At 61.8% G+C, this 24,628-nt stretch carries 23 protein-coding genes; 20 read left to right on the plus strand and 3 right to left on the minus strand.

Going from position 1 to position 24,628, the window contains the following annotated elements; translation table 11 throughout:
• Positions 1–54 precede the first annotated feature (54 nt).
• The 9 genes from D2V07_RS16860 (at position 55) to D2V07_RS16895 (ending at position 7,231) form a co-directional block, all read left to right on the plus strand.
• Entirely contained in the window at positions 55–609 is a 555-nt protein-coding gene (locus tag D2V07_RS16860; RefSeq protein WP_158586873.1) for a DUF3617 domain-containing protein, read from the plus strand.
• Positions 610–747: 138 nt separating this feature from the next.
• Positions 748–1,284: a DUF3617 domain-containing protein gene (locus D2V07_RS16865; protein WP_119588079.1), complete on the plus strand. Its 537-nt coding sequence runs from the start codon at positions 748–750 to the stop codon at positions 1,282–1,284.
• Between the two features lie 23 nt (positions 1,285–1,307).
• Complete coding sequence (locus D2V07_RS18625) at positions 1,308–1,481, plus strand: hypothetical protein (RefSeq protein ID WP_158586874.1); 174 nt, start codon at positions 1,308–1,310, stop codon at positions 1,479–1,481.
• The gene (locus D2V07_RS16870; protein ID WP_119588080.1) at positions 1,454–2,284 is read left to right on the plus strand and encodes an esterase/lipase family protein; all 831 of its coding nucleotides are present in this window, start codon (positions 1,454–1,456) and stop codon (positions 2,282–2,284) included. Before D2V07_RS18625 ends, D2V07_RS16870 begins: the two co-directional genes overlap by 28 nt.
• A gap of 96 nt (positions 2,285–2,380) precedes the next feature.
• Entirely contained in the window at positions 2,381–3,778 is a 1,398-nt protein-coding gene (locus D2V07_RS16875) for a circularly permuted type 2 ATP-grasp protein (RefSeq protein WP_407641607.1), read from the plus strand.
• Between the two features lie 22 nt (positions 3,779–3,800).
• Positions 3,801–4,745, plus strand: a complete 945-nt coding sequence (locus D2V07_RS16880; RefSeq protein ID WP_119588082.1) for an alpha-E domain-containing protein — start codon at positions 3,801–3,803, stop codon at positions 4,743–4,745.
• Positions 4,746–4,757: 12 nt separating this feature from the next.
• Positions 4,758–5,582 carry a transglutaminase family protein gene (locus D2V07_RS16885; RefSeq protein ID WP_119588083.1) on the plus strand — a complete coding sequence of 275 codons (825 nt, stop codon included), beginning with the start codon at positions 4,758–4,760 and terminating at the stop codon, positions 5,580–5,582.
• A complete protein-coding gene (locus tag D2V07_RS16890; RefSeq protein ID WP_119588084.1) occupies positions 5,579–6,334 on the plus strand; it encodes a proteasome-type protease in 756 nt (251 codons plus the stop codon). The genes D2V07_RS16885 and D2V07_RS16890 overlap by 4 nt, the downstream gene beginning before the upstream one ends.
• Positions 6,335–6,544: 210 nt before the next feature.
• Positions 6,545–7,231, plus strand: coding sequence for a response regulator transcription factor (locus D2V07_RS16895; RefSeq protein WP_119588110.1), 687 nt, complete (start codon positions 6,545–6,547; stop codon positions 7,229–7,231).
• Between the two features lie 41 nt (positions 7,232–7,272).
• Here D2V07_RS16895 and D2V07_RS16900 read toward each other — a convergent pair whose 3' ends face one another.
• The gene (locus tag D2V07_RS16900) at positions 7,273–7,986 is read right to left on the minus strand and encodes an extensin family protein (RefSeq protein ID WP_119588111.1); all 714 of its coding nucleotides are present in this window, start codon (positions 7,984–7,986) and stop codon (positions 7,273–7,275) included.
• Between the two features lie 211 nt (positions 7,987–8,197).
• Between D2V07_RS16900 and D2V07_RS16905 the strand changes: the two genes are divergently transcribed.
• The 3 genes from D2V07_RS16905 (at position 8,198) to D2V07_RS16915 (ending at position 12,198) form a co-directional block, all read left to right on the plus strand.
• The gene (locus D2V07_RS16905) at positions 8,198–9,358 is read left to right on the plus strand and encodes a phosphoserine transaminase (protein WP_119588085.1); all 1,161 of its coding nucleotides are present in this window, start codon (positions 8,198–8,200) and stop codon (positions 9,356–9,358) included.
• Between the two features lie 101 nt (positions 9,359–9,459).
• Positions 9,460–11,043: a phosphoglycerate dehydrogenase gene (serA, locus tag D2V07_RS16910; protein ID WP_119588086.1), complete on the plus strand. Its 1,584-nt coding sequence runs from the start codon at positions 9,460–9,462 to the stop codon at positions 11,041–11,043.
• Positions 11,044–11,085: 42 nt separating this feature from the next.
• Positions 11,086–12,198, plus strand: a complete 1,113-nt coding sequence (locus D2V07_RS16915; RefSeq protein WP_119588087.1) for an ATP phosphoribosyltransferase regulatory subunit — start codon at positions 11,086–11,088, stop codon at positions 12,196–12,198.
• An 18-nt stretch (positions 12,199–12,216) separates the two neighbouring features.
• On the opposite strand, the gene D2V07_RS16920 is transcribed toward D2V07_RS16915, so the two are convergent.
• Complete coding sequence (locus D2V07_RS16920) at positions 12,217–13,032, minus strand: aldo/keto reductase (RefSeq protein WP_119588088.1); 816 nt, start codon at positions 13,030–13,032, stop codon at positions 12,217–12,219.
• A gap of 172 nt (positions 13,033–13,204) precedes the next feature.
• On the opposite strand from D2V07_RS16920, the gene D2V07_RS16925 reads away from it, so the two are divergent.
• Together D2V07_RS16925 and D2V07_RS16930 are read left to right on the plus strand one after the other, a co-directional pair.
• Entirely contained in the window at positions 13,205–14,494 is a 1,290-nt protein-coding gene (locus D2V07_RS16925; protein WP_119588089.1) for an adenylosuccinate synthase, read from the plus strand.
• Positions 14,495–14,569: 75 nt separating this feature from the next.
• Positions 14,570–15,580: a winged helix DNA-binding protein gene (locus tag D2V07_RS16930; RefSeq protein WP_233548494.1), complete on the plus strand. Its 1,011-nt coding sequence runs from the start codon at positions 14,570–14,572 to the stop codon at positions 15,578–15,580.
• Between the two features lie 22 nt (positions 15,581–15,602).
• Here the strand turns inward: D2V07_RS16930 and D2V07_RS16935 are convergent, their stop codons facing one another.
• Positions 15,603–16,583 (minus strand): asparaginase, encoded by a 981-nt coding sequence (locus tag D2V07_RS16935; RefSeq protein WP_119588090.1) that lies wholly within the window; start codon positions 16,581–16,583, stop codon positions 15,603–15,605.
• Positions 16,584–17,364: 781 nt separating this feature from the next.
• On the opposite strand from D2V07_RS16935, the gene D2V07_RS16940 reads away from it, so the two are divergent.
• The 6 genes from D2V07_RS16940 to terL all read left to right on the plus strand — a co-directional run bounded on the left by D2V07_RS16940 (position 17,365) and on the right by terL (position 24,611).
• Positions 17,365–18,939 carry a recombinase family protein gene (locus tag D2V07_RS16940; RefSeq protein ID WP_119588091.1) on the plus strand — a complete coding sequence of 525 codons (1,575 nt, stop codon included), beginning with the start codon at positions 17,365–17,367 and terminating at the stop codon, positions 18,937–18,939.
• Complete coding sequence (locus tag D2V07_RS16945; RefSeq protein WP_119588092.1) at positions 18,939–19,832, plus strand: plasmid partitioning protein RepB C-terminal domain-containing protein; 894 nt, start codon at positions 18,939–18,941, stop codon at positions 19,830–19,832. Before D2V07_RS16940 ends, D2V07_RS16945 begins: the two co-directional genes overlap by 1 nt.
• Positions 19,829–20,719, plus strand: a complete 891-nt coding sequence (locus D2V07_RS16950) for a plasmid partitioning protein RepB C-terminal domain-containing protein (RefSeq protein WP_119588093.1) — start codon at positions 19,829–19,831, stop codon at positions 20,717–20,719. The genes D2V07_RS16945 and D2V07_RS16950 overlap by 4 nt, the downstream gene beginning before the upstream one ends.
• A gap of 422 nt (positions 20,720–21,141) precedes the next feature.
• The gene (locus D2V07_RS16955) at positions 21,142–22,557 is read left to right on the plus strand and encodes a site-specific DNA-methyltransferase (RefSeq protein WP_119588094.1); all 1,416 of its coding nucleotides are present in this window, start codon (positions 21,142–21,144) and stop codon (positions 22,555–22,557) included.
• A gap of 198 nt (positions 22,558–22,755) precedes the next feature.
• Positions 22,756–23,157 (plus strand): DUF5681 domain-containing protein, encoded by a 402-nt coding sequence (locus tag D2V07_RS16960; RefSeq protein ID WP_119588095.1) that lies wholly within the window; start codon positions 22,756–22,758, stop codon positions 23,155–23,157.
• Positions 23,154–24,611 (plus strand): phage terminase large subunit, encoded by a 1,458-nt coding sequence (gene terL / locus D2V07_RS16965; RefSeq protein ID WP_119588096.1) that lies wholly within the window; start codon positions 23,154–23,156, stop codon positions 24,609–24,611. Before D2V07_RS16960 ends, terL begins: the two co-directional genes overlap by 4 nt.
• Positions 24,612–24,628: the final 17 nt, after the last annotated feature.

A 24,628-nucleotide genomic window follows, 5' to 3' on the forward strand; every position in this document is an offset into this window, starting at 1 on the left:
TTGTTCGAACCAACAGGTCGCGACCGTCGCAACCTGCCAGATAAGGGAATTTCCATGCGCTTCATCAACACCCTGCCGCTGCTTGCGGGCCTCGCTCTTGCCGCCTGCGGCGATTCCGGCACCGTGGAAGATCCGGCGAACGATCCGGAAGGCGTTGCAGAGGCAATGGCCAACCTGCCCAAGCCACAGGCAGGCGAGTACCGCACCGTCGGGGAACTGGTGGAAGTGAGCGTTCCGGGCATGTCCGAAGAGGAAACGGCCATGATGCGCGAATTCATGACCCGCATGTTCGCCGAACCGCAAAGCCAGTGCCTGACTGCCGAACAGGCGGAAGAGGGCTACGAAAGCATGGTGGGCAATATGGGGCAGGACAACGACGCCTGCGAGATGACGACCTTCAACGCGACCTCCGACGGGTTCAGCGCCAAGATGAACTGCGATGACGGGGAAGGTAACGTCGGCACCATGAGCTACGAAGGCGAGGTCACCAGTACCAGCATGGATGCCACGATGACCATCGACGGTACCGATCCGAACATGGGCGACCTGCGCATGGTCGTGCGCCTTCAGTCGGAGCGGGTTGGCGAATGCGCGGCCGACGCCGGTTAAGCATAAATTGGGCCGCCTGACCTGAAATGGGACGGCGGCCCCGTCAGCGCCCTGCCGAGATTGGCAGTTGCACGGGTGCTTGGTATTCCGGCCTGTAGCCATGCGGGTTGTCCCGCCGAACAATTACAGGGGAATACCATGCGCCTGATCCACTCCCTGCCGCTGCTAGCTGCATTCGCACTGGCCGCCTGCGGTAACGATCCGGACGAGGAACTGTCCGACGAATCGCTGTCGATGGACGAAGTGATGGCCGAGGGTGAGGACAACGGCGTCATGCCGCAGCCCGGCGAATATTCGACCAGTTATGAACTCGTATCGTTCGAAGTTCCGGGTGCCTCCAGCGTCGACATGGACGCACTCGAAGCAGCCTTCCGCGAAGGCGCGCAGGAGCAGTCGAGCTTCTGCGTGACCGAGGCGATGGATCGCGAAGCGTGGATTTCCGCCATGCAGGACAACAGCTGCACCCTTTCGCGCCTTTCCGCCGATGGCGATACGCTCGATCTCGCGATGACCTGCGATGCGGAGGACGGACCCCAGGGCCGCATCGGCATGAGCGGCACCGCAGGCGAAACCTCTTCCGATCTGGAAATGACCTTTACCCAGCCGATCCCCGGCATTGGCGATGCCAACATCGTGATGAACGTCACGACGGAGCGGACCGGCGATTGCAGCTGAACCTGCTGCGCACTTGCCCGCGCATGAAAGCGACGGGCGCGCAGCGACTTCTTCAGCCGGACCTTGCCTGCGTCGGTAACAGGGCTTCCCCTGTTACGGCCACGATATTTGCCTATATCGGCGAGAGCACCGATGCCGCGCACGGCGGCAGCAACAGGCAAGGCAGGAAATGGCTGCAGGCAGAAACCGGCCAATAACCGATCATGACACCGTCGACGGTCCCGATCGTGGCGGCTTGTTACAACGGCTGAAGAACCTGCGCGACAATGCCCGCTATCGTTTCCAGCTGCTACGCGGCTCCGCCCCCACCAACGCCCACACCCCGTCATGGAAACTTTTCGCGGCAGAGCTGGGGCAGGTTATCGCGCCCGTTACGCGCCTGGTGAAACCCGAATTGCCCATCGAAAGGGCAGACCATCCGCGCATCGTCATCCTGCTACCCGGCTTTGCGGCCCATCCCGGCTCCATGCGTTACATGGCGCGCGAGCTGGAGCGCGCGGGGCACAAGGCCAAGCGCTGGGGACTGGGATACAATTTCGGGCCCACGCCCGAGAATTTCGAGCTGCTGGCCCAGCGCGTGCGCGCGGTGCACGACCGCTACGGCCAGAAAGTCGTGCTGATCGGCTGGAGCCTTGGCGGCGTGTTCGCGCGCGAAGTGGCGAAGGTGCATCCCGATTGCGTGGCCAAGGTGATAACGATGGGCACCCCGTTCAGCCATACGCCCTATTCCAACAATCTGTGGCGGCTCTACCAGTTCACTGCCGGACATGCGGTGGAAGACCTGCCGATCGAGGCGGAACTGGCTGTAAAGCCGCCGGTCGAAACGGTCGCTTTCTGGTCTCCGCGCGACGGGGCGATCTCTCGCCGCGCGGCCTGCGGGCTGCCCGGCGAGCGCGACCGGGCGGTGGCCTTGCGCTGCTCTCACATGGGGTTTTGCGACTCTCGCGAAGTCATCCTTGCCCTTGTTGAGGAACTAAGCCGCGAATCAGGCTTTGATTAACGAGACAATCTGGCGCATGCTGCATGTGCGAATAGCTGATTCCAGCTTAGCGAGGGGACCTGCGTGACTGCGTCCGAACCGGACAACTTCGATGAGATGCACATGCCCGATGGCAGCGTGCGTGAAGCTTATCAGGGCTACAACGACTGGCTGGAGCAGCAGGATGAGGGCTGGATGCGCCGCAAGGCGTTCGAGGCGGAAAGCTTTTTCCGCAAGACCGGCATCACGTTCAACGTTTATGGCGAAGACGACGCCGAGGAACGGCTGATCCCGTTCGATCAGGTGCCGCGCATTATTACAGGCGCCGAATGGCGCCGGCTTTCCAAGGGTATCGAACAGCGGGTGAGGGCTCTCAATGCCTTCATGCACGATCTCTATCACCGGCAGGAAATCATCCGCAGCGGTCGCCTGCCCGAGCGGCTTTTCCGCGACAATGCCGCATGGCTGCCGCAGATGGTCGGCTTCACGCCGCCCGGCGGAGTCTACACCCACATCGTCGGTATCGACCTGGTTCGCACCGGGCCGGACGAGTTCATGGTGCTGGAAGATAACGCCCGCACGCCCAGCGGCGTCTCCTACATGCTGGAGAACCGCGAGACGATGATGGCCATGTTCCCCGAGCTGTTCAGCAAGGTGAAGGTGTCCGACGTCTCCGACTATCCGCGCAAGTTGGCGAAAAGCCTCGCCGCCTGCGCGCCCGAATGTGTCGAAGGCAACCCCAGCATCGCCGTGCTTACGCCGGGCATCTACAATTCCGCCTATTACGAGCACGCTTTCCTGGCAGACCAGATGGGTGCCGAACTGGTGGAGGGCAGCGACCTGCGGGTGATCGATGGCAAGGTGCACATGCGCACCACCGTCGGCTTCCGCCCGGTTGACGTGATCTATCGCCGCGTGGACGACGATTTCCTCGATCCGCTGACATTCAACCCCACCAGCGTTCTTGGCATACCCGGGGTGATGGACGTCTACCGTTCGGGCAATGTCACCATCGCCAACGCGCCGGGGACCGGCGTCGCCGACGACAAGGCGATCTATTCCTTCATGCCCGACATTGTGGAGTTCTATACCGGCGAGAAGCCGCTGCTGCCCAATGTCGAGACTTTCCGCTGCGCCGATCCCGATGCGTTGAAGTACGTGCTGGATAACCTTTCGGAACTGGTGGTGAAGGAAGTTCACGGTTCGGGCGGATACGGCATGCTGATCGGCCCCACCGCCTCGAAAAAGGAAATCGCCGAGTTCCGCCACAAGCTGGAGAACCGGCCCGAGAATTACATTGCGCAGCCCACACTGGCGCTGTCCACCTGCCCCATATTTACCAAAAAGGGGCTGGCGCCGCGCCATGTCGACCTGCGCCCCTTTGTGCTGTGTTCGCCCGAAGGCGTGTCCATCACGCCCGGAGGTCTGACCCGGGTGGCGCTGAAGAAAGGCTCGCTGGTGGTCAATTCCAGCCAGGGCGGCGGCACCAAGGACAGCTGGGTGCTGGAAGACTGATGCGGATCGGAGAAATACGTAAATGCTAGGCCGCGTCGCCCACGGAATCTTCTGGATGTACCGCTATCTGGAGCGGGCCGAGAATACGGCTCGCCTGCTCGCGGCGGGGCAGCGCATGGCGCTTACCCGCGGTGACGAGATGGCGTACCAGGAATGGAAATCCATCCTCACCACGCTGGGCCTGCGCCAGGCGTATGAGTCGCATTATGATGACTATGACGGTCCGCACGTCTGCGACTTCGTGCTGCGCTCAAAGCACAATTCCGAAAGCGTGCTGTCCATGGTGGAGCGTGCCCGCACGAATGCGCGCGCCTGCCGCTCTGCCATCACGGCAGAGGTATGGGAGGCTGTCAACGAAGGCTGGATGACGCTGCGGGACCTGCTGGCGCGCCCGGTGCGCAGTTCCAACCTCAACATGTCGCTGGCCGCTATCCGGCGCGAGAGCACGCTCGCGCGCGGAGCATCGCACGGCTCCATGCTGCGCAACGAGACCTACTGCTTCGCCCGCCTCGGCACGTTCCTGGAACGGGCCGACAACACCGCGCGGATCCTGGACGTGAAGTACTACCTCCTGCTGCCGTCGCTGTCCTATGTCGGTACGCCGCTGGACACGGGGCAGTGGGACAACATCCTGCGTGCCCTGGCGGCAGAACGGGCTTATCGCTGGCTCAATGCCGGACGGATGGATGCACGATCCATCGCCGACTTCCTGATCCTGGACGAGCGTTTTCCGCGCAGCCTGGTGTTCTGCTACTCCGACATGCGCGGCAACCTTGCGGAACTGGCGCGCCTGCACGGGGCGGAAGGCCGTTGCCACGAGGCCATGCGCGAGGCCGACCTTCGCCTTTCCGGCAAGACGGTGGAGGACATCTTCGACCAGGGACTGCACCAGTTCGTGCTGGAATTCATTGCCGGCAACCAGTCGCTCGCGGGCGCCATTGCCGAGGACTATCGCTTCGTCTCCTGACGGGAACCCACCATGCGCCTCTCTATTCGCCATACCACCCGCTATCGCTTCGCTACCCCCGTGGCGCACGGCATCCAGCGCCTGCGGCTGACACCCAAGGAAACGCAGGGTCAAAAGATCATCGAATGGAATCAGGAGTTCGAAGGCGCGCACGAGCAGCTCACTTACGATGACCAGAACTTCAATCACGTGACCCTCGTGGCCGTGAACGAGGGCGTGAAGGAGGTGAAGGTAACCTGCAGCGGCGTGGTCGACACGCAGGACCATGCGGGCGTGATCGGCCAGCACGCGGGGCACCTCCCGCTGTGGTCGTTCCTCAGCCAGACCGAACTGACCAAGCCCGGCCCGAGGATCAAGGCGCTGATCGCAGAGGTGGAACGCAGCGAGGAAGGGATGGTGGAAACGCTTCACAACCTTTCCAACACAATCCGGGAGCAGGTTGTTTACGGCACGGGCAGCACCGGCGTTGCCACCACCGCCGAAGAGGCTGTGGTGGAAGGTCGCGGCGTTTGCCAGGACCATGCGCATATCTTTATCGCCGCGGCACGCAGCCTGGATATCCCCGCGCGCTACGTCAGCGGCTACCTGATGATGAACGACCGTATCGAGCAGGAAGCCACCCACGCCTGGGCCGAGGCCTACGTACAGGGTCTGGGCTGGGTCGGGTTCGACATTTCCAATGGTATCAGCCCCGATCCGCGCTATGTGCGCGTGGCCACGGGGCGTGACTACCACGATGCGGCCCCCGTCACGGGAATCAGCTTTGGCGCGGTGACCGAGGATCTCACGGTCGACCTGTCGGTCGAACAGCAAACGGAAGAACAGCAGCAACAATGACCTATTGCGTAGGAATGGTGCTCGACAAGGGCCTGGTCCTCATGAGCGATACCCGCACAAATTCGGGCGTCGACAATATCTCGGTGTTTCGCAAGATGTTCAGTTGGTCCGTTCCCGGCGAGCGGATTATCACCCTGATGACGGCTGGCAACCTTGCCACCACGCAGGCGGTTATCAGCCGCCTGGAAGAACGCACGAAGCAGCCATCGGATCGGCAGAATTCGCTGATGGAATTGCCCACCATGTTCCAGGTGGCGGCAGAAACGGGCAAGCTGTTGCGCGAGGTGATCCACGAAACGCAGGACGACAACGGTCGGCTGGGCAAGGGGCGCTTCACCGCCTCCATCATCCTGGCAGGTCAGATCAAGGGCATGGAACCGCGCCTGTTCATGATCTACCCAGAAGGAAACTTCATCGAGGCCAGCTTCGACACGCCTTTCTTCCAGATCGGGGAAACGAAGTACGGCCGCCCCATCCTGATCCGCGGTTACGACCGCGACATGAGTTTCGAGGATGCCGTGAAGCTCCTGATGGTAAGTTTCGATTCCACGCTGAAGGCCAATCTCTCCGTCGGCCTGCCGCTGGACCTGATGGTGATCGAGCGCGACGGTTTCGGCGCAAAGCACGAGCGGCGGATCGAAAGCAGCGATCCTTATTTCAATGCCATCAGCGATAGCTGGAGCGAGGCGCTGCGCAGCGCGTTCCACTCACTGCCCGATTACAGCTTCTACCAGCCCGACGAGACGACCTAGGGGCTAACCCCTAGCCACTGCTACCGATACGGGGTGGTCCGGGGGACCGGGGATTTGCGGATTGAGGGCCAAGCCGCAGAGAAGGATCCGAAATGGATGCTTGCAAACCCGCAGGCGACCTGACCTTTCCTTGTACATCAATTCCTTATAGGTGGAATTCCGAGGTAATACGGATTGGTTCTGGTCGGGATTCCTGCGCAGAATCCGGGCATGGAACAGCGTATCACCATCCACATCGTCGGCGGCAACAGCCGCTCCCGCGCGGAGCAATCGCGCCTTATCATGGCCATGGGCCATCACGCAGAAGTCTATTCTGATCTGGTGGAGTTGATCGACAGGCCGCCGCGGTCCGGCGTCATCATCGCCAGCGGTGATGTGCTAGCATGCGGCATAGGCAGGCTGCTGGACAATCTGGCCGACGCCGGTGTGTGGACCCCGGTGGTCGCAGCGAAACCCGATCCCCAAGTGGAAGAAGTCGTGCAGACCATCCAAGCAGGCGCGCTCGATTTCCTGCCGTTACCGCTGTCGCAGCAGGACCTGACTCGCGTCGTCGCGCATTTTCACTCCGATGCGGGTCGCCATGCCGACGCCCGTCGCCGCCTGATCGATGCCCGCCGCCGCATCGGTGCCCTGTCGCCGCGCGAGCGCGAGGTGCTCGACTGGCTGAGCCAGGGCTGCTCCAACAAGGCCATCGCCCGCAATCTGGAGATCAGTCCGCGCACGGTAGAAATCCATCGTGCCAACATGATGGGCAAACTGAAGGCCGACCATGTCGCGGAAGCGGTGCGAATGCGCTTAGAGGCGGGCCTGATGATCGAGTCAGAGGAGTCTCTGCCGGAGGAGTCTGATGCGCCCGATACGGGCGCAACCCTCACTCGCAAAGCTGCCAATAACTAGTTGGATTATCTACAAGCTCTCTGAGATCCAGCTTTCGAGGGTTAGCGGCAGAAAGAATTGCCTTCTATCACGCCTTCGACGTGGAGATGATCGTGGTGGGCGGCGTTGTAATCCGGCCCCAGTACGGTTCCGAAGCGGCGGCAGGCGCTACGCTGCACGACGCGGAGGAACTGCCGCTCTTCTGCACTGCCGGTCCACCCGTGCTGCACACTGATACGGCGACCATCGGCGAGCACGAAGCCACCGATGTCGATGGCATCGGCACTGGCGTGAGCGCTGCGGCGCGATGTCCCTGCCACGTTGCGGCAGGCAAAGCTGCCCATGGTCTGGATGCTCGCAACGGGGGAGCCGAAGATCTGCCGTGCCGCACGATCCACGCCGTACCGCGCCCAGGCCGCAAACGCAGCAGAAACGGGGCAGGTGACCGGGCCGAGATTGCTGACATCGAACTGGCCGTCGTCACCCGCCAGGGCATGCATCTGCACCGCACCCAGTGTGCTGCACCCTTCGCCGAGATACCGATCCGGTAACGCATCGAATCGAACGCCCGCCTGGCCGAGCTGGGACAGGCACTGCCGGTCCGCGCTGCTTTGCGCCAAGGGAGGCGGCGCGCCGATGCGCGTGGAGCCTGTCGTGGACGTCGCGCCAGTGGCAGCGCGTTCGGGGGCGCTTCCCGAAGCGCCCGCCGATTGCGGCAGGACCGAGCATGCCGAGAGGGCCAGGGTGGCAAGGCAAAGAGCAAGGGCCTGTTTCATAACGATCTCCATGCTTTACCATGGCTAACGGCTTGTGACTAATTTACGGTTAACGCAGCGGTAACACCTGGGGAAGGGCAGGAAAGATTGCCTGTCCCGGTCGTTGCACAGGAAACCGCAAATTCATTTGACTCGAATGTGGTAACCTATAGTGCGCGCCCCGGGCCACGCGGTCCCAACGCCGCGCGTGCTCTCTGTAAGGAGAGAATACATGACTAAGCAACCTGACCTCCGTCCGGAGCGTCCCTTCTTTTCGTCCGGTCCCACTGCGAAGCCTCCCGGCTGGTCGCCAGACAAGCTCGATTTCAAGAGCCTCGGACGTTCCCACCGATCCAAATATGCCAAGGGCCGGCTGAAATACGCCATCGACCTGACGCGCGAACTGCTAGGTGTGCCCGACGATTACCTCGTCGGCATCATGCCCGGTTCCGACACAGGCGCGCTGGAATGCGCGATGTGGACCATGCTGGGCGCGCGGCCCGCGACCATCGCCGCCTGGGAAAGCTTCGGCAACGTGTGGATCCAGGACGCGGTCAAGCAGCTCAAGCTGAAAGACCTGCAGGTGCTTGACGCCGACTACGGCGAAATTCCCGATCTGTCCGCGATCCCGCAGGAAAACGACGTCGTCTTCACCTGGAACGGAACCACCTCTGGTGCCCGCATCGCGGATACCGACTGGCTGGCGCCCGATCGCGAAGGCATCACTATCAACGATGCGACCAGCGCCGTCTTCGCCATGGAGATGGATTGGCCCAAGCTCGATGTGACTACATATTCCTGGCAAAAGGTGCTGGGCGGCGAAGCCCAGCACGGCATGATGATCTTGTCGCCAAAGGCAGTGGAACGGATCAACAGCTACGATCCCGAATGGCCGCTTCCTAAGCTGTTCCGCATCAAGAAGAAGGGCGCCATCGACACCGCGATCTTCGAGGGCGCGACGATCAACACGCCGTCCATGCTGGCAACCGAGGACTACATCGCCGCGCTCGAGTGGGTGAAGTCGATCGGCGGTCGCCAGGCCATGTTCGACCGCGCCGACGCCAACGCGAAGATCGTCAAGGATTGGATCGAAGCTACGCCGTGGCTGCGCAACATGGTGCCGAATCCGGCGCAGCAGACCAACACCGGCGTATGCATGGTCTTCCAGGGCGACTGGATCGACAGCCTGACCGACGAGGAACGCTCCGCCGTACCTGGCAAGATTGCCAGGAAGCTGGAAGAGCTGGACGTCGGCTACGACTTCAACGGCTACCGCGATGCCCCCCCGGGTCTGCGTATCTGGTGTGGCGGTTCGGTAGAGCCCGAAGACATCGAGCGGCTGCTGCCCTGGATCGAATGGGCATACGAAGAGCTCAAGGCCGGCAACCTCTGATTGCGTGATCCGGGCTGACGGCCCGGCTCGCCATCCCATTTCAAGTCCGGTGGAGGCGACAGCTTTATCCGCGCCCTGGCTTTTCGCGACAGGAATTCCCCATGACCAAGCCCAAAGTCCTCATTTCCGACAAGATGGACCCGAACGCCGCCCGCATCTTTGAAGAGCGCGGCTGCGATGTCGATGTCATTACCGGCAAGACGCCCGAAGAACTGAAATCCATTATCGGCGAGTACGACGGTCTTGCCATTCGTTCATCCACCAAGGTGACTGCCGAAATTCTCGATGCCGCCACCAATCTGAAGGTGATCGGCCGCGCCGGCATCGGTGTCGACAACGTCGATATTCCCGCCGCCTCGTCCAAGGGTGTGGTGGTGATGAACACCCCGTTCGGCAACTCCATCACCACGGCCGAGCACGCCATTGCCCTGATGATGGCACTCGCCCGCCAGATCCCCGAAGCCAATGCACGCACGAAGGCGGGCGAATGGCCCAAGAGCGCGTTCATGGGTGTCGAGGTTACCGGCAAGACGCTGGGCCTGATCGGTGCGGGCAACATCGGCGCGATTGTCGCCAGCCGCGCGCTGGGACTGAAGATGAAGGTCGTCGCCTACGACCCCTTCCTCACGCCCGAACGCGCGATCGAGATCGGGGTGGAAAAGGTCGACCTGGAGCAACTCCTGACCCGCGCCGATTTCATTACCCTGCACACGCCCTTGACCGATGAGACGCGCAACATCCTCTCGCGGGAACGACTGGAGAAGACCAAGCCAGGCGTTCGGATCGTGAATTGCGCGCGCGGCGGCCTGATCGACGAGGCTGCGCTGAAGGACATGCTGGAAAGCGGCCACGTGGCAGGCGCTGCGCTGGACGTGTTCCTGGAAGAGCCTGCCAAGGACAGCCCGCTGTTCGGTGCGCCCAACTTCATCTGCACCCCGCACCTCGGGGCATCCACCACCGAAGCGCAGGTCAACGTGGCGCTGCAGGTGGCAGAGCAGATGGCGGATTACCTCGTCAACGGCGGCGTTACCAACGCGCTCAACATGCCTTCGCTCAGCGCCGAGGAAGCCCCCAAGCTGAAGCCCTACATGGCGCTGGCCGAGAACCTCGGCTCGCTGGTGGGTCAGCTTGCCCACGGCGAACTGCCGAAGATCAGCATCGAGACCGAGGGCCACGCTGCCGAACTGAACCAGAAGCCCATCGTGGGTGCGGTTCTGGCCGGGCTGATGAAGCGCTATTCGCAGAGCGTGAACATGGTCAACGCACCTTTCATGGCGAAGGAACGCGGCATCGAAGTGCGTGAAATCCGCAACGAGCGGGAAGGCACGTTCCAGACCCTGATCCGCGTAACCGTTGCCACCAGCCAGGGCAACCGCTCGGTCGCAGGGACCCTGTTCGGCAACTCGGATCCGCGCTTGGTGGAAATCTTCGGCATCGGTATCGAGGCGGAACTGTCCGGCGAGATGCTCTACATCGTCAACCAGGACGTTCCCGGCTTCATCGGACGGGTCGGCGCGCTGATGGGCGAGTACGACATCAACATCGGCACGTTCCACCTTGGTCGCCGTGCCAGCGGGGACGAGGCGATCATCCTGTTGAGCGTCGACCAGAAGATCCCGCAGAACGTGATCGACAAGGCTTGCGCGCTTGATGGCGTGAAAGTCGTTCGGGCGCTGTCGTTTTGAGGCAACTGGCGTTCTGACGAAACTGGCCCTAGGGGAGCCGGCATGACCGATCCGACACAGGACTTGCTTCCCGAAGGGCTGGAGGACCGCCTGCCGCAAAGCGCGGCTGCGGCCACCCGTATTGAACGCGCCATGCTGCGAGTGATGGGCGCGCACGGTTACGACCGTGTGCGTCCGCCGCTCGTGGAATTCGAGCAATCGATGGCACGGCGAATGAACGGATTGATGACGCGGAACATGTTCCGGTTCGTCGATCCAAGGTCGCTGCGCACGCTGGCACTTCGCGCCGACATGACCGTGCAAGTCGGTCGCATCGCCGCAACCGGGCTTGCCGAGGCACCGCGGCCCCTGCGCCTGTGCTATGCGGGACAGGTGGCCCGCATTACCGGCACCACGCTGGAACCGCGCCGCGAAAACCTTCAGATCGGTGCCGAATTAATTGGTCGTGATACCGTGGCGGCCGCGGCGGAGGTCGTGGAACTGGCGATCGCCGCACTCGAAGCTGCCGGAGCCAAGGGAATCTCGGTGGATTTCACCTTGCCCGACCTCGTGGATACGCTGGCCGATGGGCCGCTGCCGCTCTATCCGGAAGCCCGCGTGCGCGTGCGGCGCGAGCTCGATACCAAGGATGCTGGCGGCCTGATCGAAGCGGGCGGCGAGGCTTACCTCCCGCTTATTCACGCGACAGGAGCCTTTCCCGAAGCCGCGGAGAAGCTGGCAGCGCTGGACAGCACCGGTGTGCTGGGCACTCGTATCGACGGCTTGCGCCAGATCGCCCGCCGCGTGGAGGGCCGCGCGCGGCTGACCCTCGACCCGAGCGAACGCCACGGCTTCGAATACCAGAGCTGGTTCGGCTTCACCCTGTATGCCGAGGGCGTCCGGGGCGAGCTCGGGCGCGGCGGAACATACTGCATCGGCGGCAGCGACGAGCCTGCAACCGGTTTCTCGCTCTATCCGGAGGAACTGGTGGAAGCGGTCAAGGCCGATGAAAAGCTGGGCGCGCGGCTGTTCCTGCCAATGGACCACGACCGGGATGCGGCGCAAAAGCTGCGCGAAGACGGCTGGCGCACCGTTGCCGCGCTTGATGCTGGCGACGATGCGGCAACGCTGGGTTGCTCCCATATACTCGAGGACGGGGCGGCAAGGCCGCTGTAGACCCGCCGCCCCTTCGGTTCAGCACATTTGCGAAGGATCGGGACCCATACGTCCGTCGCCGCGATCAAGCCCGTCGATCGCGGCCATCTGTTTGTCCGAAAGCGTTAGGCCCAGCGCTTTGAAATTGGCCGCCGCGTGATCGCGGCTGCTGGCCTTGGGGATCGGGGCAAGACCGTGTTGTAGGTGCCACGCCAGAATCACGGCTGAAGCCGGCGCGTCCGTCTCTTCGGCGATGCGCTGGATCGTCCCGTCCTCCAGACCTTCACCCTGGCCAAGGGGAGACCAGCACTGCGTCACGATGCCCATTTCATCATGCACGCGTCGCAGTTCGCGCTGCTGGAACGAGGGATGCAGTTCGATCTGGTTCAGGGCGGGCGTAACGCCGGTTTCATCGACGATGCGCTTCAGATCCTGCTCGCGGAAGTTGGACACGCCGATGGACTTGGCCTTTCCGCTATCGCGAAGCTCAATGAGCGCCTTCCACGTGTCCACGAATTTGCCCTTGGCGGGACAGGGCCAGTGGATCAGCAGCATGTCGACGTGCTCGCGGCCCAGCCGTTCCAGGCTCTTGTCGAAAGCCTTCAGCGCCTCGTCATGGCCCTGGTCGTCGTTCCAGACCTTGGTCTGCAGGAAAATGTCGCTCCAGTCGCCAACGCCTTTGCCCACTCCGGTCTCGTTCTCGTAGACCGCAGCGGTGTCGATCAGCCAGTAACCCACATCGATGGCGGTGGACACGGCACCGTCGGCGTCCCCGTCAGGAATCTGGAAGGTTCCAAAGCCAAGCTGCGGGATCTGGCGATCATCGTTGAGGGTAAGGGTGGGATAGTCGGTCATCAGGTTCTCCTTTGCTAACCTAACGGACTCGCAAGCCGATCTTTCCGGGGAGCATGCACGGACTTTCGCCCATGGGGTGTCGCGATATCACACGGCGAAGCGCGCCTCGCGTGTTGCCCTTTCCCGCAGCATTGCCTAGTGCGCGGCGGGTTCTCTCGAAAAGGATTTTGTAGTGGCCAATGTCACCGTGATCGGCGCCCAGTGGGGCGATGAAGGCAAGGGCAAGATCGTCGACTGGCTGGCCGCGCGCGCCGATGCCGTCGTGCGTTTCCAGGGCGGCCACAACGCCGGGCACACGCTGGTGGTGGGGGACCAGACCTACAAGCTTTCTTTGCTGCCCAGCGGCATCGTCACCGGCACGCTGTCGCTCATCGGCAACGGTGTGGTACTGGATCCGTGGGCGCTGAAATCCGAGATCGAGAAGCTGGAGGGGCAGGGCGTTACGATCACTCCCGATAACTTCGGTATCGCCGATAACTGCCCGCTGATCCTGCCACTGCACCGCGACCTCGACGGGCTTCGCGAAAGTGCTGCGGGGGCAGGCAAGATCGGCACCACCGGTCGCGGTATTGGCCCGGCTTACGAAGACAAGGTGGGCCGCCGCGCCATTCGCGTATGCGACCTGGCACATCTCGACGAAATCGGCCCGATGCTCGATCGCCTGTGCGCGCACCACGATGCGCTGCGTGCCGGTTTCGGGCAGGGCGGGGTGGACCGCGAAAAGCTGCTTGCAGAGCTGCGCGAAATCGCGCCGTTTGTGCAGCAGTTCGCCCAACCGGTCTGGAAACGCCTGAACGAAGTGAAGAAGGCTGGCGCGAAGATCCTCTTCGAAGGCGCGCAGGGCGTTCTGCTGGACGTCGACCACGGCACCTACCCCTTCGTAACCAGCTCCAACACAGTTTCCGGCACGGTTGCCAGCGGCACCGGCATGGGTCCGGGCGCTGCGGGCTTCGTCCTTGGTATCGTGAAGGCCTACACCACCCGCGTGGGCAGCGGCCCGTTCCCTACTGAGCTGGAAGACGAGATCGGCCAGAAGCTGGGTGAGCGCGGCCACGAATTCGGCACCGTCACCGCGCGCAAGCGGCGCTGCGGCTGGTTCGATGCGGTGCTGGTGCGCCAGACCTGTGCGCTTTCCGGCGTGACCGGTATCGCGCTGACCAAGATCGACGTGCTTGATGGGTTCGAGACGATCCGCATCTGCACCGGCTACAGGCTGGGTGACGAGGTTCTCGACTACCTGCCTGCCCATGCCGCGGCGCAGGCTGCAGTGGAGCCGATCTACGAGGAATTCGAAGGCTGGCAGGGCACTACCGTCGGCGCGCGGAGCTGGGCCGATCTTCCCGCGCAGGCGATCAAGTACATCCGCCGCATCGAAGAACTGATCGAATGCCCGGTGGCGAGCGTTTCCACCAGTCCGGAGCGCGAGGACACGATCTTGGTACGAGATCCCTTCGCAGACTGATTTGACTGCATAATTCTTGACTTGATCCCATTTTGTTCTACCTGTGTTCTCTATTGATTCGCAGGGGAGAATGCAGTGGGACAGGTCGATTTCGCATACGAAATGGCGGCGGATTCGGCTGGCCTTCCGCTGGCTGTTTCCATTTTCGGTGACAGTTCCGACGTTCGCCAGCTGCTGCAGGAAGATGTCGAGGCGGCCGGCTTCTCCACTCGGGAAAGCGGAACGCTGGACGAACTGCTGGCGGGCGATGCCCGGGCACTGGGAGACCTGGTGCTGGTAGACTGCCCGCGGCCCGATGTCGCCTCGATGGCAGCGCTCGCCCGGCTGGACAGCCGCGTGGCGCATGCTGGCGGCAAGCTGATCGTTTCCACATCGCGGGAAGGGCTGGAGGACATCTTCGGGGCCTGCGCCGAAAGCCATGCGCAGATCCTTGTCGATCCCACGCGGGCGGAACGTGTGATCGCCCTTGGCCGCATGCTTGCCGAACTGCCCAGGTTGCGGCTGCGCGAACTGTCGGAGACGGATCGTCTGGCCCTGCTGCGCCTTACCGAACAGGTCGGCAAGATTGCGGAGCGACTGGACCGCATCGATCGCAAGGCAGGTGGCGGCCAGTGGGGGCAGGATGCACCGTTCGGTGGGGACAGCGCGTTTCGCTTCGAGAGCCCTGTCGATACCTACCGCGGCCCCGGCATTGAGCGGCAGCAGGCCAAAGTGCCGCAACGCAAGAGCCGACCCGCGCTGCCCAGCGCAACGCTGGTTCGCAAGATCATCACCGCCCGCAGGCTGCGCGCCCGTTTCATGAATGCCGAACTGTTTGCCGATCCTGCGTGGGATATGCTGCTGGACCTGACCGCGGCGCGCGTTGAGCATGCGCGAGTTTCGGTCACCTCGCTGTGCATCGCATCGGGAGTGCCGCCCACCACGGCGCTGCGCTGGATCGGGCAGATGACCGAGGCGGGGCTGTTCGAACGGGTGGAGGACGACTGCGACCGCCGCCGGGCCTTCATCCGCCTGTCGGACAAGGCCGCCGATGGCATGGCGCGCTACTTTGCGGAACTGGGGCACGACGCAGCGGCGCTGGTCTAGCGCGCCAGTACCGACGAGGGTTTTAGCGCCTGCCGAAAGCTTCCTGAACCAATGCGGGTTCGGTTACTCCGTTCGCGATCAGCACCTGAACCAGAATGCGGGCCTTCGCAGGTCCCAGGGCACGCGCGGCAACGAAACCGTGAATGTCGTCGTCCGGCTCCCGGTCCACCAGGCCTTCATCCACTCTCGTCGCTCGGACGACCACGATCCCTTCGTGTGCCGCCTCCGCCAGCGCCTGGCGCACGGTGTCCGGCGCATTGCCATCTCCCAGGCCCGCCAGCACGATGCCCCGGGCGCCCGCCTTCACAAGCTGGTGCACGCTATCGCCGGTCTGCCCGGCATGGCAATGCAGGATCGGCACTTCCGGAAACTCGCGCGGGAAGTGCCACCGGGCGGGCTCGTCCAGCCGCCATTGGCCCTGCAACCAGTCGAGCGAAGCCGGTGTCGCCAGGGCCACCGCTCCGCGCGGGAAACCTTCGAAAGCGTTGGAACCGGTCGTCCTCGCCTTGCGGGCATCGCGGGCAGAAAGGACCTGGTCACCCATCACCAGCAGAACGCCGCGGCCGCGCGCCTCGGCATCGGCGGCCACGCGTACGGCCGTGGCGAAATTGCGCAGTCCGTCGCTGCCTACGGCATCGGCAGGACGCATCGCACCGACAAGCACGACGGGCTTGGCAGTGGGCAGCGTCAGGTCGAGCAGGAAGGCGGTTTCCTCCGCCGTGTCGGTACCGTGGGTGATGATCACGGCGTCGCGATCGGGATCGTCCATCGCGGCGCAGATGCTCTCGTGCAGGTCGCGCCAGATGGCGGGGCCGATATTGGCCGAATCGATGTTGGCCACCTGCCGTCCTTCGAGCCGAGCCTTGACACCCAGCGCGGCGAATTCGGCGAGGAAATCGGCAATATCGATCTGGCCCGGGCGATAGTCGCGCCGCGTGGCGTTGCCGGCCTGACCGGCAATCGTGCCGCCGGTGGCGAGAACAAGGATGGAGGCATCACGCATGGTCGCAGGCGTTAGCGGCGAGTCGGGGCCTAGGCCAGTGCCCTTGCGTGAAAACTGGTGGTGTGTGCAGTCATGCGCGAACCAGTCTGCATTAGCAAATTTCCCTGATTTGCGGGATTTTACAGGGAAATTACAAGAATTGGCTCGGTTTTGCAGGTCGCGAGTCACCCCGAAACGGCGGAGATCTGCCGTTCTCCTTCGGGATTTCCCTAGACTCAGAACAGGGAATTCGTTTGTCGTTAACAGGGAAGTCTTAGCGCAGATCAGCGAAACGAAGAGCCAATGATCACTTAAGCCGCCGAAGCAACTTGTTCGAGTTTGTGTAGCTCACGCTGTTAGCTCGGATCGAGATCGCTTGTGCCCGCAGAACTGTAAATAGCTGTTCGGACCTTGGCGAGTGCGCGTTCGAGATCTCGTTCGATCGCCCGCAATTCCAATGCCAAAACGACATCGCCATGACCTGTAAGTTCCAAGACAAGAGCCATTACCGAAGGCGATCTTGTCGCTAAGGCCAGTAAGTGTAGTCCGCTCGGACTCGCCTCGCCGTGCAGCCATTTTCGCGCTGTCCTATCACTGACGTGGGTCCAACGCATCACCGTCTTTGCTGCTCTACGAGTCGCCCCGAGATCGCTCGTAAGAGTTCGCCCAATATGTGTCGCAAGTTCGGAATCCGTCAGCACGAACGGTAAATCCGGAACTTGAGTTCCGCTATTAAGAACCACGCTTCACCCTTTCCTATAGTAGAACGCGCCTTTCGCAGCAGGCTCGGTGCAAGGCAGTTATGGTAATCAACTGGTTGGACACGGATGGGGTAACACCGCCCGACGAACCGCCTAAGCAGCGCGCGGCGGAATATGTTCGCATGTCCACGGAACACCAGAAATACTCGACCGACAACCAGTCAGATGCGATCCGCAGATACGCCGAGCAGCGCGGATATGAAATTGTCCGGACTTATGCCGACGAGGGCAAGAGTGGCCTCAACATCGGAGGTCGCCTGGCACTCCAGCAGCTTCTTGAGGACGTCGAAGCTGGTCGCGCTGATTTCAGCGCATTGCTAGTCTATGACGTGAGCCGCTGGGGCCGCTTCCAGGATCCGGACGAGGCAGCAAGCTACGAGCTGCGTTGTCGCCGTGCCGGCGTGCAGGTCCACTACTGCGCCGAACAGTTCGAGAATGATGGCAGCATCGGATCCTCGATCATCAAGACCGTCAAGCGAGCAATGGCGGGTGAATATAGCCGCGAGCTTTCGGTCAAGGTTTTCGCAGGCCAGGCCAACCTCATCCGGCTCGGATACAGGCAAGGCGGGCCGGCGGGCTTTGGCCTCCGGCGTATGTTGGTTGACCAGTCAGGCACTGAGAAAGAGCTTCTCGATACCGGCCAACATAAGAGCATTGCCACTGATCGGGTAATCCTCGTCCCAGGCCCCGACGATGAGATTTCAATTGTTCGCGAGGTGTATGATCAATTTGTTGAACATGGCCGGACCGAGCGAGAGATTGCCGATGACCTCAATCAGCGCGGGATCGTAACGGATCTCGGTCGCCCGTGGACTCGCGGTTCAGTCCATCAATTGCTGATCAATGAGAAGTACATTGGAAACAATGTCTGGGCCCGTACTTCCTGCAAGCTCAAAAGCGCTCATGTCCGCAACGATCCCAGTGACTGGATCAGGGCGGATGGTGCCTTTGAAGGCATCGTCCCTGCTGAGTTGTTCAACGCAGCACAGGTTATCATCCGCCAACGAAGTGCGCGACTGACCAACGATCAAATGCTTGAGCAACTTGCAGGCATCCTGAAGCTTAACGGCTACTTGTCTGGCCTCATCATAGACGAAGCCGAAGACTGCCCGTCGAGCAGTTCCTTCCGTTCACGGTTCGGAAGCTTGCTCCGGGCATATGCCCTCGTGGGCTTCGCACCCGACCATGATTACCGCTATCTCGAGACCAACCGCAAGCTGCGGGAGATGTATCCCGGCATTATTCAATCGGTTGTAGACGGGATCAACGAGGCTGGTGGTGTAGCCACACGTGACCCGATAACCGATCTGCTGACGATCAATCGCGAATTCACAGCCTCGCTCGTGATCGTCCGCTGCTTCCATACATCAGCTGCCAGCTTGCGCTGGAAATTACGCCTCGACACCGCGCTTAAACCCAATCTTACCGTCGCCATTCGGATGGACGACAGCAACGAGAAGCCGAAGGATTACTACCTGCTGCCACGGCTCGACATGCGCGATGCCGTTCTGCGACTTGCAGAATACAATGGTCTTTCGCTTGATGCCTATCGCTTCGACACTCTGGCACCTTTCTTCCAGATGGCAGCGCGTGCGCAATTCAGGGAGGCGGCCTGATGTCAGCCCTTCCGGCCCAACGCGTCGAGATGATCCCGATCGACCGCATCACTGTGGTCAATCCGCGCGTGCGCAACAAACGCAATTTCAAAGAGATCGTCGACAATATCGCCAAGATTGGTCTCAAGAAGCCAATAACTGTCACGCGCCGCGCCGAAGCAGGCGGCCCTTTCTATGACCTTGTTTGCGGCCAGGGTCGTCTCGAAGCCTATGTTGAGCTCGGCCAGATCGAAGTTCCCGCGCTCGTTGTCAGCGCGGATCCGGAAGATAGCTTGATCGCCAGCCTGGTCGAAAACTGCGCGCGCAGGCAGCACCGAGCAATTGACTTGCTACAGGATATTCGCGGGATGGAAGAGCGCGGATATTCGCAAGCGGAGATAGCGCGCAAGACTGGTCTTACGGCGGAATATGTCCGCGGTGTCTCGCGGCTCATTGAAAAGGGAGAACAACGCCTCCTACGTTCGGTCGATTGTGGAACAATCCCATTGAGCGTTGCAGTCGACATTGCGGATTCCGAAGATCATGAAGTGCAAGCTGCGCTTTCTAGCGCCTACGAGCGCGGGCTACTCAAAGGTCGCAAGCTTCTCATGGCGCGCAAGGTCATCGAAAGCCGGAGGCGGCGTGGAAAGGGACTGTCGACGGGCGGCCGGCAGAAACGCGAAAGTGTGTCCGCAGACGCGCTTGTGAAAGCGTATCAGGAAGATACGGATCGCAAGCGCTCACTGATCCAACGCGCTCAGGCGACGCGTGATCGACTACTCTTCATCATCGAGGCTTTGCGGCGCCTCGCCGAAGACGAACGCTATGTCGTATTGCTGGACGAAGAGGACCTCGCCACCCTTCCTCACAACCTAATGATGAGGATCCGCCCAGCACCCGAGACTATGCCATGAGCCGTCAGCGGCAGACACTGCTTCCGCAAGCGTTCGAGGACTCCACGCTACGGATCCCAATCGCGGACATCACGCCTTTGCGCGAATTGCGCCGAGACGTTCGAAAGTCCGTAAAATACCGGCAGATTGCCTCGTCCATCGCCGAAGTCGGTATCATCGAACCGCCTGTTGTCGTGCGCGATCCGCTCACCAAAGGACGCTTTCGCCTTCTCGACGGACATCTGCGGATAGACATCCTGATTGCCCAGGGCGTGCAAGAGGTGGTGTGCCTCATTGCCACGGAGGACGAAGCCTTCACTTACAACCGTCGAATTAGCCGGATCGCGATCATCCAAGAGCATCGAATGATCCTCCAGGCGGTGAAGCGCGGGGTTTCGGAAGAGCGGCTTGCGCGTGCGCTCAACGTCAACATCAACAGCATCCGCAAAAAGCGTAATCTGCTCGTCGGCATCTGCCCGGAAGCGTCCGACTTGCTGCGCGACAAACATGTACCGATCAATGCTTTCATCGAACTCAGGCGATTGAAGCCGATGCGCCAGATCGCAGCCGCCGAGATGATGGTCGCGATGAACCGCTATTCACTCGGATATGTGAAGTCGATTGTGGCCGCGACACCGGCCGACCAGTTGGTCGAAGGCAAGCAGCAAGCCGTGCGTGGGCTCACACCAGAGCAGGTCGATCTGATGACCCAGGAAGCCGAACGGCTGGACCGCGAGTTCAAGCTCATAGAACAGAGCTATGGTGCCGATCACCTCGATCTAGTGTTGGCTACCGCATACATCGCCAGTCTGCTCGATAATGCCCGCGTGGTGCGACACTTGGCGCAAAGTCACTCTGACCTATTGCAGGAATTTCAGAAAATCGCCGAGCTGCAAAAGGCGGCATGATGGGGACCCGGACCCGATAAGCGCGGGGACCGCAGGAGACGCCGCACAGTGGGGCGGATCGAGCGCGGCGGTGGGAATGGCGGCGATCCCGCACGAAGCCCACCCGGGGATAGTAAGATCCCTGTTTTTAGCGTGCGCGTCAGCCGAGCGGCCGGCTGACGCGCACGAATACGGGTTTCAAATCCATCTCCCCGGTCGCGGCATGGCTCCGATCCGGCGTATTGTATTTCGCTTGACCAAAGCCGCGGCAACAACGAAAGTCCGGACGTCTCTAACGCAGATTCGCACCGCGCTTCGGCGCATCGCAGCAGCATAGGAGGCAACTTCATCAGCCACGCAATTGCGGGCAGGGTGGTGGTTGTCCGCGCATATGCTGCTTCTGCTGTTCTGCCTCCTCGCTGGCCAGCAAGAGAGCAGAGACAATGACCAAACAACATAAGAAGCACCCTGTCCTTTCGAACCGGGCCGACGCCCTTGAGCGTCGTTTCGGACCGATCGAGTACCGGTCGATCGATAACTTGGCCTCCTACAGTAACAACCCGCGCAAGCATTCTGAGGCCCAGCTCGTCAAAATTGCCTCCTCGATTACCGAATTCGGCTTCGTGATGCCGGTGCTGATTGACGAGGACGGCGTCGTCATCGCCGGCGAAGCTCGCCTTGCGGCAGCCAAGCGTCTCGGCATGACCGAAGTTCCCGTGATTATCGCCCACCAGTGGAGCAAGGCCCAGGTGCGCGCATACAGGCTGGCCGATAACAAGTTGGCAGAACTGGCGACCTGGGATGCTGACACGCTTTCCATCGAACTCGCGGCGATCATCGAAATGGACGAAACCTCGGTTGAAATTCTCGGCTGGGAGACTGCCAAGGTCGACCTTATCCTCGAACACGAGAGCGAGCCGCAGACCTCGCAAGACGAAGCGGACGAACAGATCGTTCCGCCTGCCAGTCCTGTAACGCGTCCCGGCGACCTGTGGCTGCTCGGCAAGCACCGCTTGCTGTGCGCCTCGAGCCTTGAGACCGCGAGCTGGGAAGAGTTGCTCGCCGGCGAAGTCGGCGCGATGGCCTTCACCGATCCGCCATATAACGTGCCCGTTTCGGGGCACGTTTGCGGTCTTGGGAAGGTCAGCCATGCCGAGTTCGCCATGGCGTCTGGCGAGATGACTAGCCCCGAGTTCATCGCCTTCCTTTCGGCTTTTCTCAACGTGATGCTGCCGCACCTCAAGGACGGTGCCGTACTCGACCTTTGCATGGACTGGCGCCACCTCGCGGAACTTCAGGCAGCACTCGACGCGAATGACCTGAAGCTGCTCAACCTGTGTGTCTGGAACAAGACCAATGGCGGCATGGGCTCGCTTTACCGCTCGAAGCACGAGCTGGTCCTGGTGGCTAAGAAGGGCAGGGCACCCCACACCAACAATGTCGAACTTGGCAAACACGGTCGCTACCGGACCAACGTTTGGGACTACGCCGGGGTCAATACCTTCGGCCGGAACCGGATGGAGGACCTTGCCGACCACCCCACGGTCAAGCCGGTCGCGCTCGTGGCCGACGCGATCCGCGATGTCAGCATGCCTGGCGAGATCGTCCTTGATGCCTTCATGGGGTCGGGCACGACCATCCTTGCAGCGGAACGCACTAAACGGCGAGCATATGGCGTCGAGATCGACCCTGGATACGTCGATGTGGCGATCCGGCGCTGGGAAAGACTGAGCGGGCAACAGGCAGTCTTGGCAGGCGCCGGGCAGAGCTTCGCAGAGATCGCAGCTGAGCGCGCCGAAACCCACGTCGAGGCCGGCGAACAGGACTGCGCCAGCGACGAAGCCGCCATCCAACAATGAGCATGGCGCCCGGTGAGCGCCTGCGCGCACCGGGCTGTCTGCAATTCTATAGCAAGGACACACCCTGTGCCGATCCGCCCTGTCAAACCCGACAACCCGCCCGCTACAACCTCTGGCAAGCCGCCTGTGCGCTCGCGGTCTCGCCCATCTACGCAATCGAATTGCAAAACCACTACGCCCGAACCGACCGAGCATGAGATGCCGAAGGGAGATGACTATAAGGTCGGCTATCGCAAGCCGCCCGTCGCCACCCGGTTCAAGCCCGGTAAGTCCGGTAACCCCAAAGGACGCCCCAAGGCAGCGAAGGGCCTGAGCACAATCGTGCGCGATACGCTGACCCAGAAAGTCTCGGTCCGGACAGCGAATGGCGAAAAGCGCATCAGCCGGATCGAGGCTGCGCTGCACAAGACAATCGAGCTGGCGATGAAGGGCAATCCGCGCGCCCTGGCTCAGTTGATCAAGCTTTATGCTGATGCCGTTCCAGACCCGAAGGCCAATGCCGATCAGCAGTCTCCCGATCAGGACCTCACTGCGACCGATATCGCGATGCTCGAAGAACTGCAGCGTATGCTGCTTGCTGAAGAGGAGCTGGCCAAATGAAACTCAACCCTGACCTTCTGTCGGCAGCACGCCGTCAGCATTTCCCGCTGTTCGTCATGAAGGGGTTCGAGACGCTCCACTCTGGCGAACCACCACTGCAGATGGTCTGGTATCTGCAGGCCACCTGCCACGCGCTAATGGAAATCCATGACGGGACGAAGCGACGGCTCGTGATCACCAAGCCGCCGCGTCACCTCAAGTCGATCGCGGCATCCGTCGCATTCGTTGCCTGGGTACTTGGGCACGACCCCACGGCGCGGATCATGGTCGCGAGCTACGGCCAGGACCTTGCCCGCCATCATTCCAACCAGACTCGCATGATCATGGAAAGCGAGTGGTACCGCCGCGACTTCCCTGGCACGCGGATCAGCGAGCGTGGCAACCGCGCGCTGGAACTGGAAACGACTGCCGGCGGCGTGCGCAAGGCTGTGTCCGTTGGTGGCTCGATCACGGGCTTCGGGGCCGACATCATCATTGTCGATGACTGCATGAAGGCCGACGAAGCGCGCAGCCCGACCATCCGGCAGGAGCTGCGCAACTGGTACGACAATACCCTGCTCAGCCGGCTGAACGACAAGGCAACCGGGCGGATCATCTCGATCCAGCAGCGGCTCCACGAAGACGACCTACCCGCCTACCTGCTCGAGAAAGGCTACGACCACCTCAACCTGCCAGCAATTGCCACAAAGGATGAAGTGATCCCCATTGGCCCGGACAGGGTGCACCATCGCAAAGTTGGCGATCTCCTCAATCCGGGCCGAGAGGACAAGGCCACTCTCGACCAGTTCCGCCGCGACATGGGGCCGGTGGCCTTCTCAGCGCAATATCAGCAGGATCCGATCACTGCCGAAGGCAATATGATCCGCCTCGACTGGTTCGGCACCTATGACGAAGCGCCGCCCCGTCACCGCTTCATCAAGGTCGTGCAGAGCTGGGACACCGGCATGACCGCGGCACCAACCAGCGATTACTCGGTCTGCACGACCTGGGGATTCGAGGTCGAGGAGCGCAAATGGTACTTGCTCGACGTTTTCCGCAAGCGCTTGGACTTTCCCGATCTGAAGCGCGCCGTGCTTGACCTGCGCAGTCGCTACAGGGCCGACAGGGTGATCATGGAGGAAGCGGGCAGTGGTTTCGCGCTCTACCAGGATCTGCGCTCCACCGGGAAACTGCGACTGCTCATGATCCCACCGGTCTCGAGCAAGGAAGAGCGTTTCAATGGCTGCCTCGCTGAGGTTGAGGCAGGGCATTTCCTGCTTCCGTGCGAGGCGCCCTGGCTCGATGACTTTCGCCGCGAGTTGCAGGCGTTCCCAGACGGGAAGTATGACGACCAGACCGACAGTTTCAGCCAGTTTGTACTGTTCCAGATGAAGAACTGGCGCTGGCTTCTGACAGAGCGAACGGGCGACGGCAGGGTTCGAACACCTATTCGGCTTCGCAGCCGTCCCTGGTAATGATGTAAGAATGGGGC

The sequence above is a fragment of the Aurantiacibacter zhengii genome, from assembly GCF_003584125.1.
In the GTDB taxonomy this organism is placed as follows: Bacteria; Pseudomonadota; Alphaproteobacteria; order Sphingomonadales; family Sphingomonadaceae; genus Alteraurantiacibacter; species Alteraurantiacibacter zhengii.

Bases quoted from the DNA above. Each gene is read 5' to 3' on its own strand.
- D2V07_RS16860 (WP_158586873.1), top strand. From the start codon at position 55: ATGCGCTTCATCAACACCCTGCCGCTGCTTGCGGGCCTCGCTCTTGCC.
- D2V07_RS16865 (WP_119588079.1), top strand. From the start codon at position 748: ATGCGCCTGATCCACTCCCTGCCGCTGCTAGCTGCATTCGCACTGGCC.
- D2V07_RS18625 (WP_158586874.1), top strand. From the start codon at position 1,308: ATGAAAGCGACGGGCGCGCAGCGACTTCTTCAGCCGGACCTTGCCTGC.
- D2V07_RS16870 (WP_119588080.1), top strand. From the start codon at position 1,454: ATGGCTGCAGGCAGAAACCGGCCAATAACCGATCATGACACCGTCGAC.
- D2V07_RS16875 (WP_407641607.1), top strand. From the start codon at position 2,381: ATGCACATGCCCGATGGCAGCGTGCGTGAAGCTTATCAGGGCTACAAC.
- D2V07_RS16880 (WP_119588082.1), top strand. From the start codon at position 3,801: ATGCTAGGCCGCGTCGCCCACGGAATCTTCTGGATGTACCGCTATCTG.
- D2V07_RS16885 (WP_119588083.1), top strand. From the start codon at position 4,758: ATGCGCCTCTCTATTCGCCATACCACCCGCTATCGCTTCGCTACCCCC.
- D2V07_RS16890 (WP_119588084.1), top strand. From the start codon at position 5,579: ATGACCTATTGCGTAGGAATGGTGCTCGACAAGGGCCTGGTCCTCATG.
- D2V07_RS16895 (WP_119588110.1), top strand. From the start codon at position 6,545: ATGGAACAGCGTATCACCATCCACATCGTCGGCGGCAACAGCCGCTCC.
- D2V07_RS16900 (WP_119588111.1), bottom strand. From the start codon at position 7,986: ATGAAACAGGCCCTTGCTCTTTGCCTTGCCACCCTGGCCCTCTCGGCA.
- D2V07_RS16905 (WP_119588085.1), top strand. From the start codon at position 8,198: ATGACTAAGCAACCTGACCTCCGTCCGGAGCGTCCCTTCTTTTCGTCC.
- serA (WP_119588086.1), top strand. From the start codon at position 9,460: ATGACCAAGCCCAAAGTCCTCATTTCCGACAAGATGGACCCGAACGCC.
- D2V07_RS16915 (WP_119588087.1), top strand. From the start codon at position 11,086: ATGACCGATCCGACACAGGACTTGCTTCCCGAAGGGCTGGAGGACCGC.
- D2V07_RS16920 (WP_119588088.1), bottom strand. From the start codon at position 13,032: ATGACCGACTATCCCACCCTTACCCTCAACGATGATCGCCAGATCCCG.
- D2V07_RS16935 (WP_119588090.1), bottom strand. From the start codon at position 16,583: ATGCGTGATGCCTCCATCCTTGTTCTCGCCACCGGCGGCACGATTGCC.
- D2V07_RS16940 (WP_119588091.1), top strand. From the start codon at position 17,365: ATGGTAATCAACTGGTTGGACACGGATGGGGTAACACCGCCCGACGAA.
- D2V07_RS16945 (WP_119588092.1), top strand. From the start codon at position 18,939: ATGTCAGCCCTTCCGGCCCAACGCGTCGAGATGATCCCGATCGACCGC.
- D2V07_RS16950 (WP_119588093.1), top strand. From the start codon at position 19,829: ATGAGCCGTCAGCGGCAGACACTGCTTCCGCAAGCGTTCGAGGACTCC.
- D2V07_RS16955 (WP_119588094.1), top strand. From the start codon at position 21,142: ATGACCAAACAACATAAGAAGCACCCTGTCCTTTCGAACCGGGCCGAC.
- D2V07_RS16960 (WP_119588095.1), top strand. From the start codon at position 22,756: ATGCCGAAGGGAGATGACTATAAGGTCGGCTATCGCAAGCCGCCCGTC.
- terL (WP_119588096.1), top strand. From the start codon at position 23,154: ATGAAACTCAACCCTGACCTTCTGTCGGCAGCACGCCGTCAGCATTTC.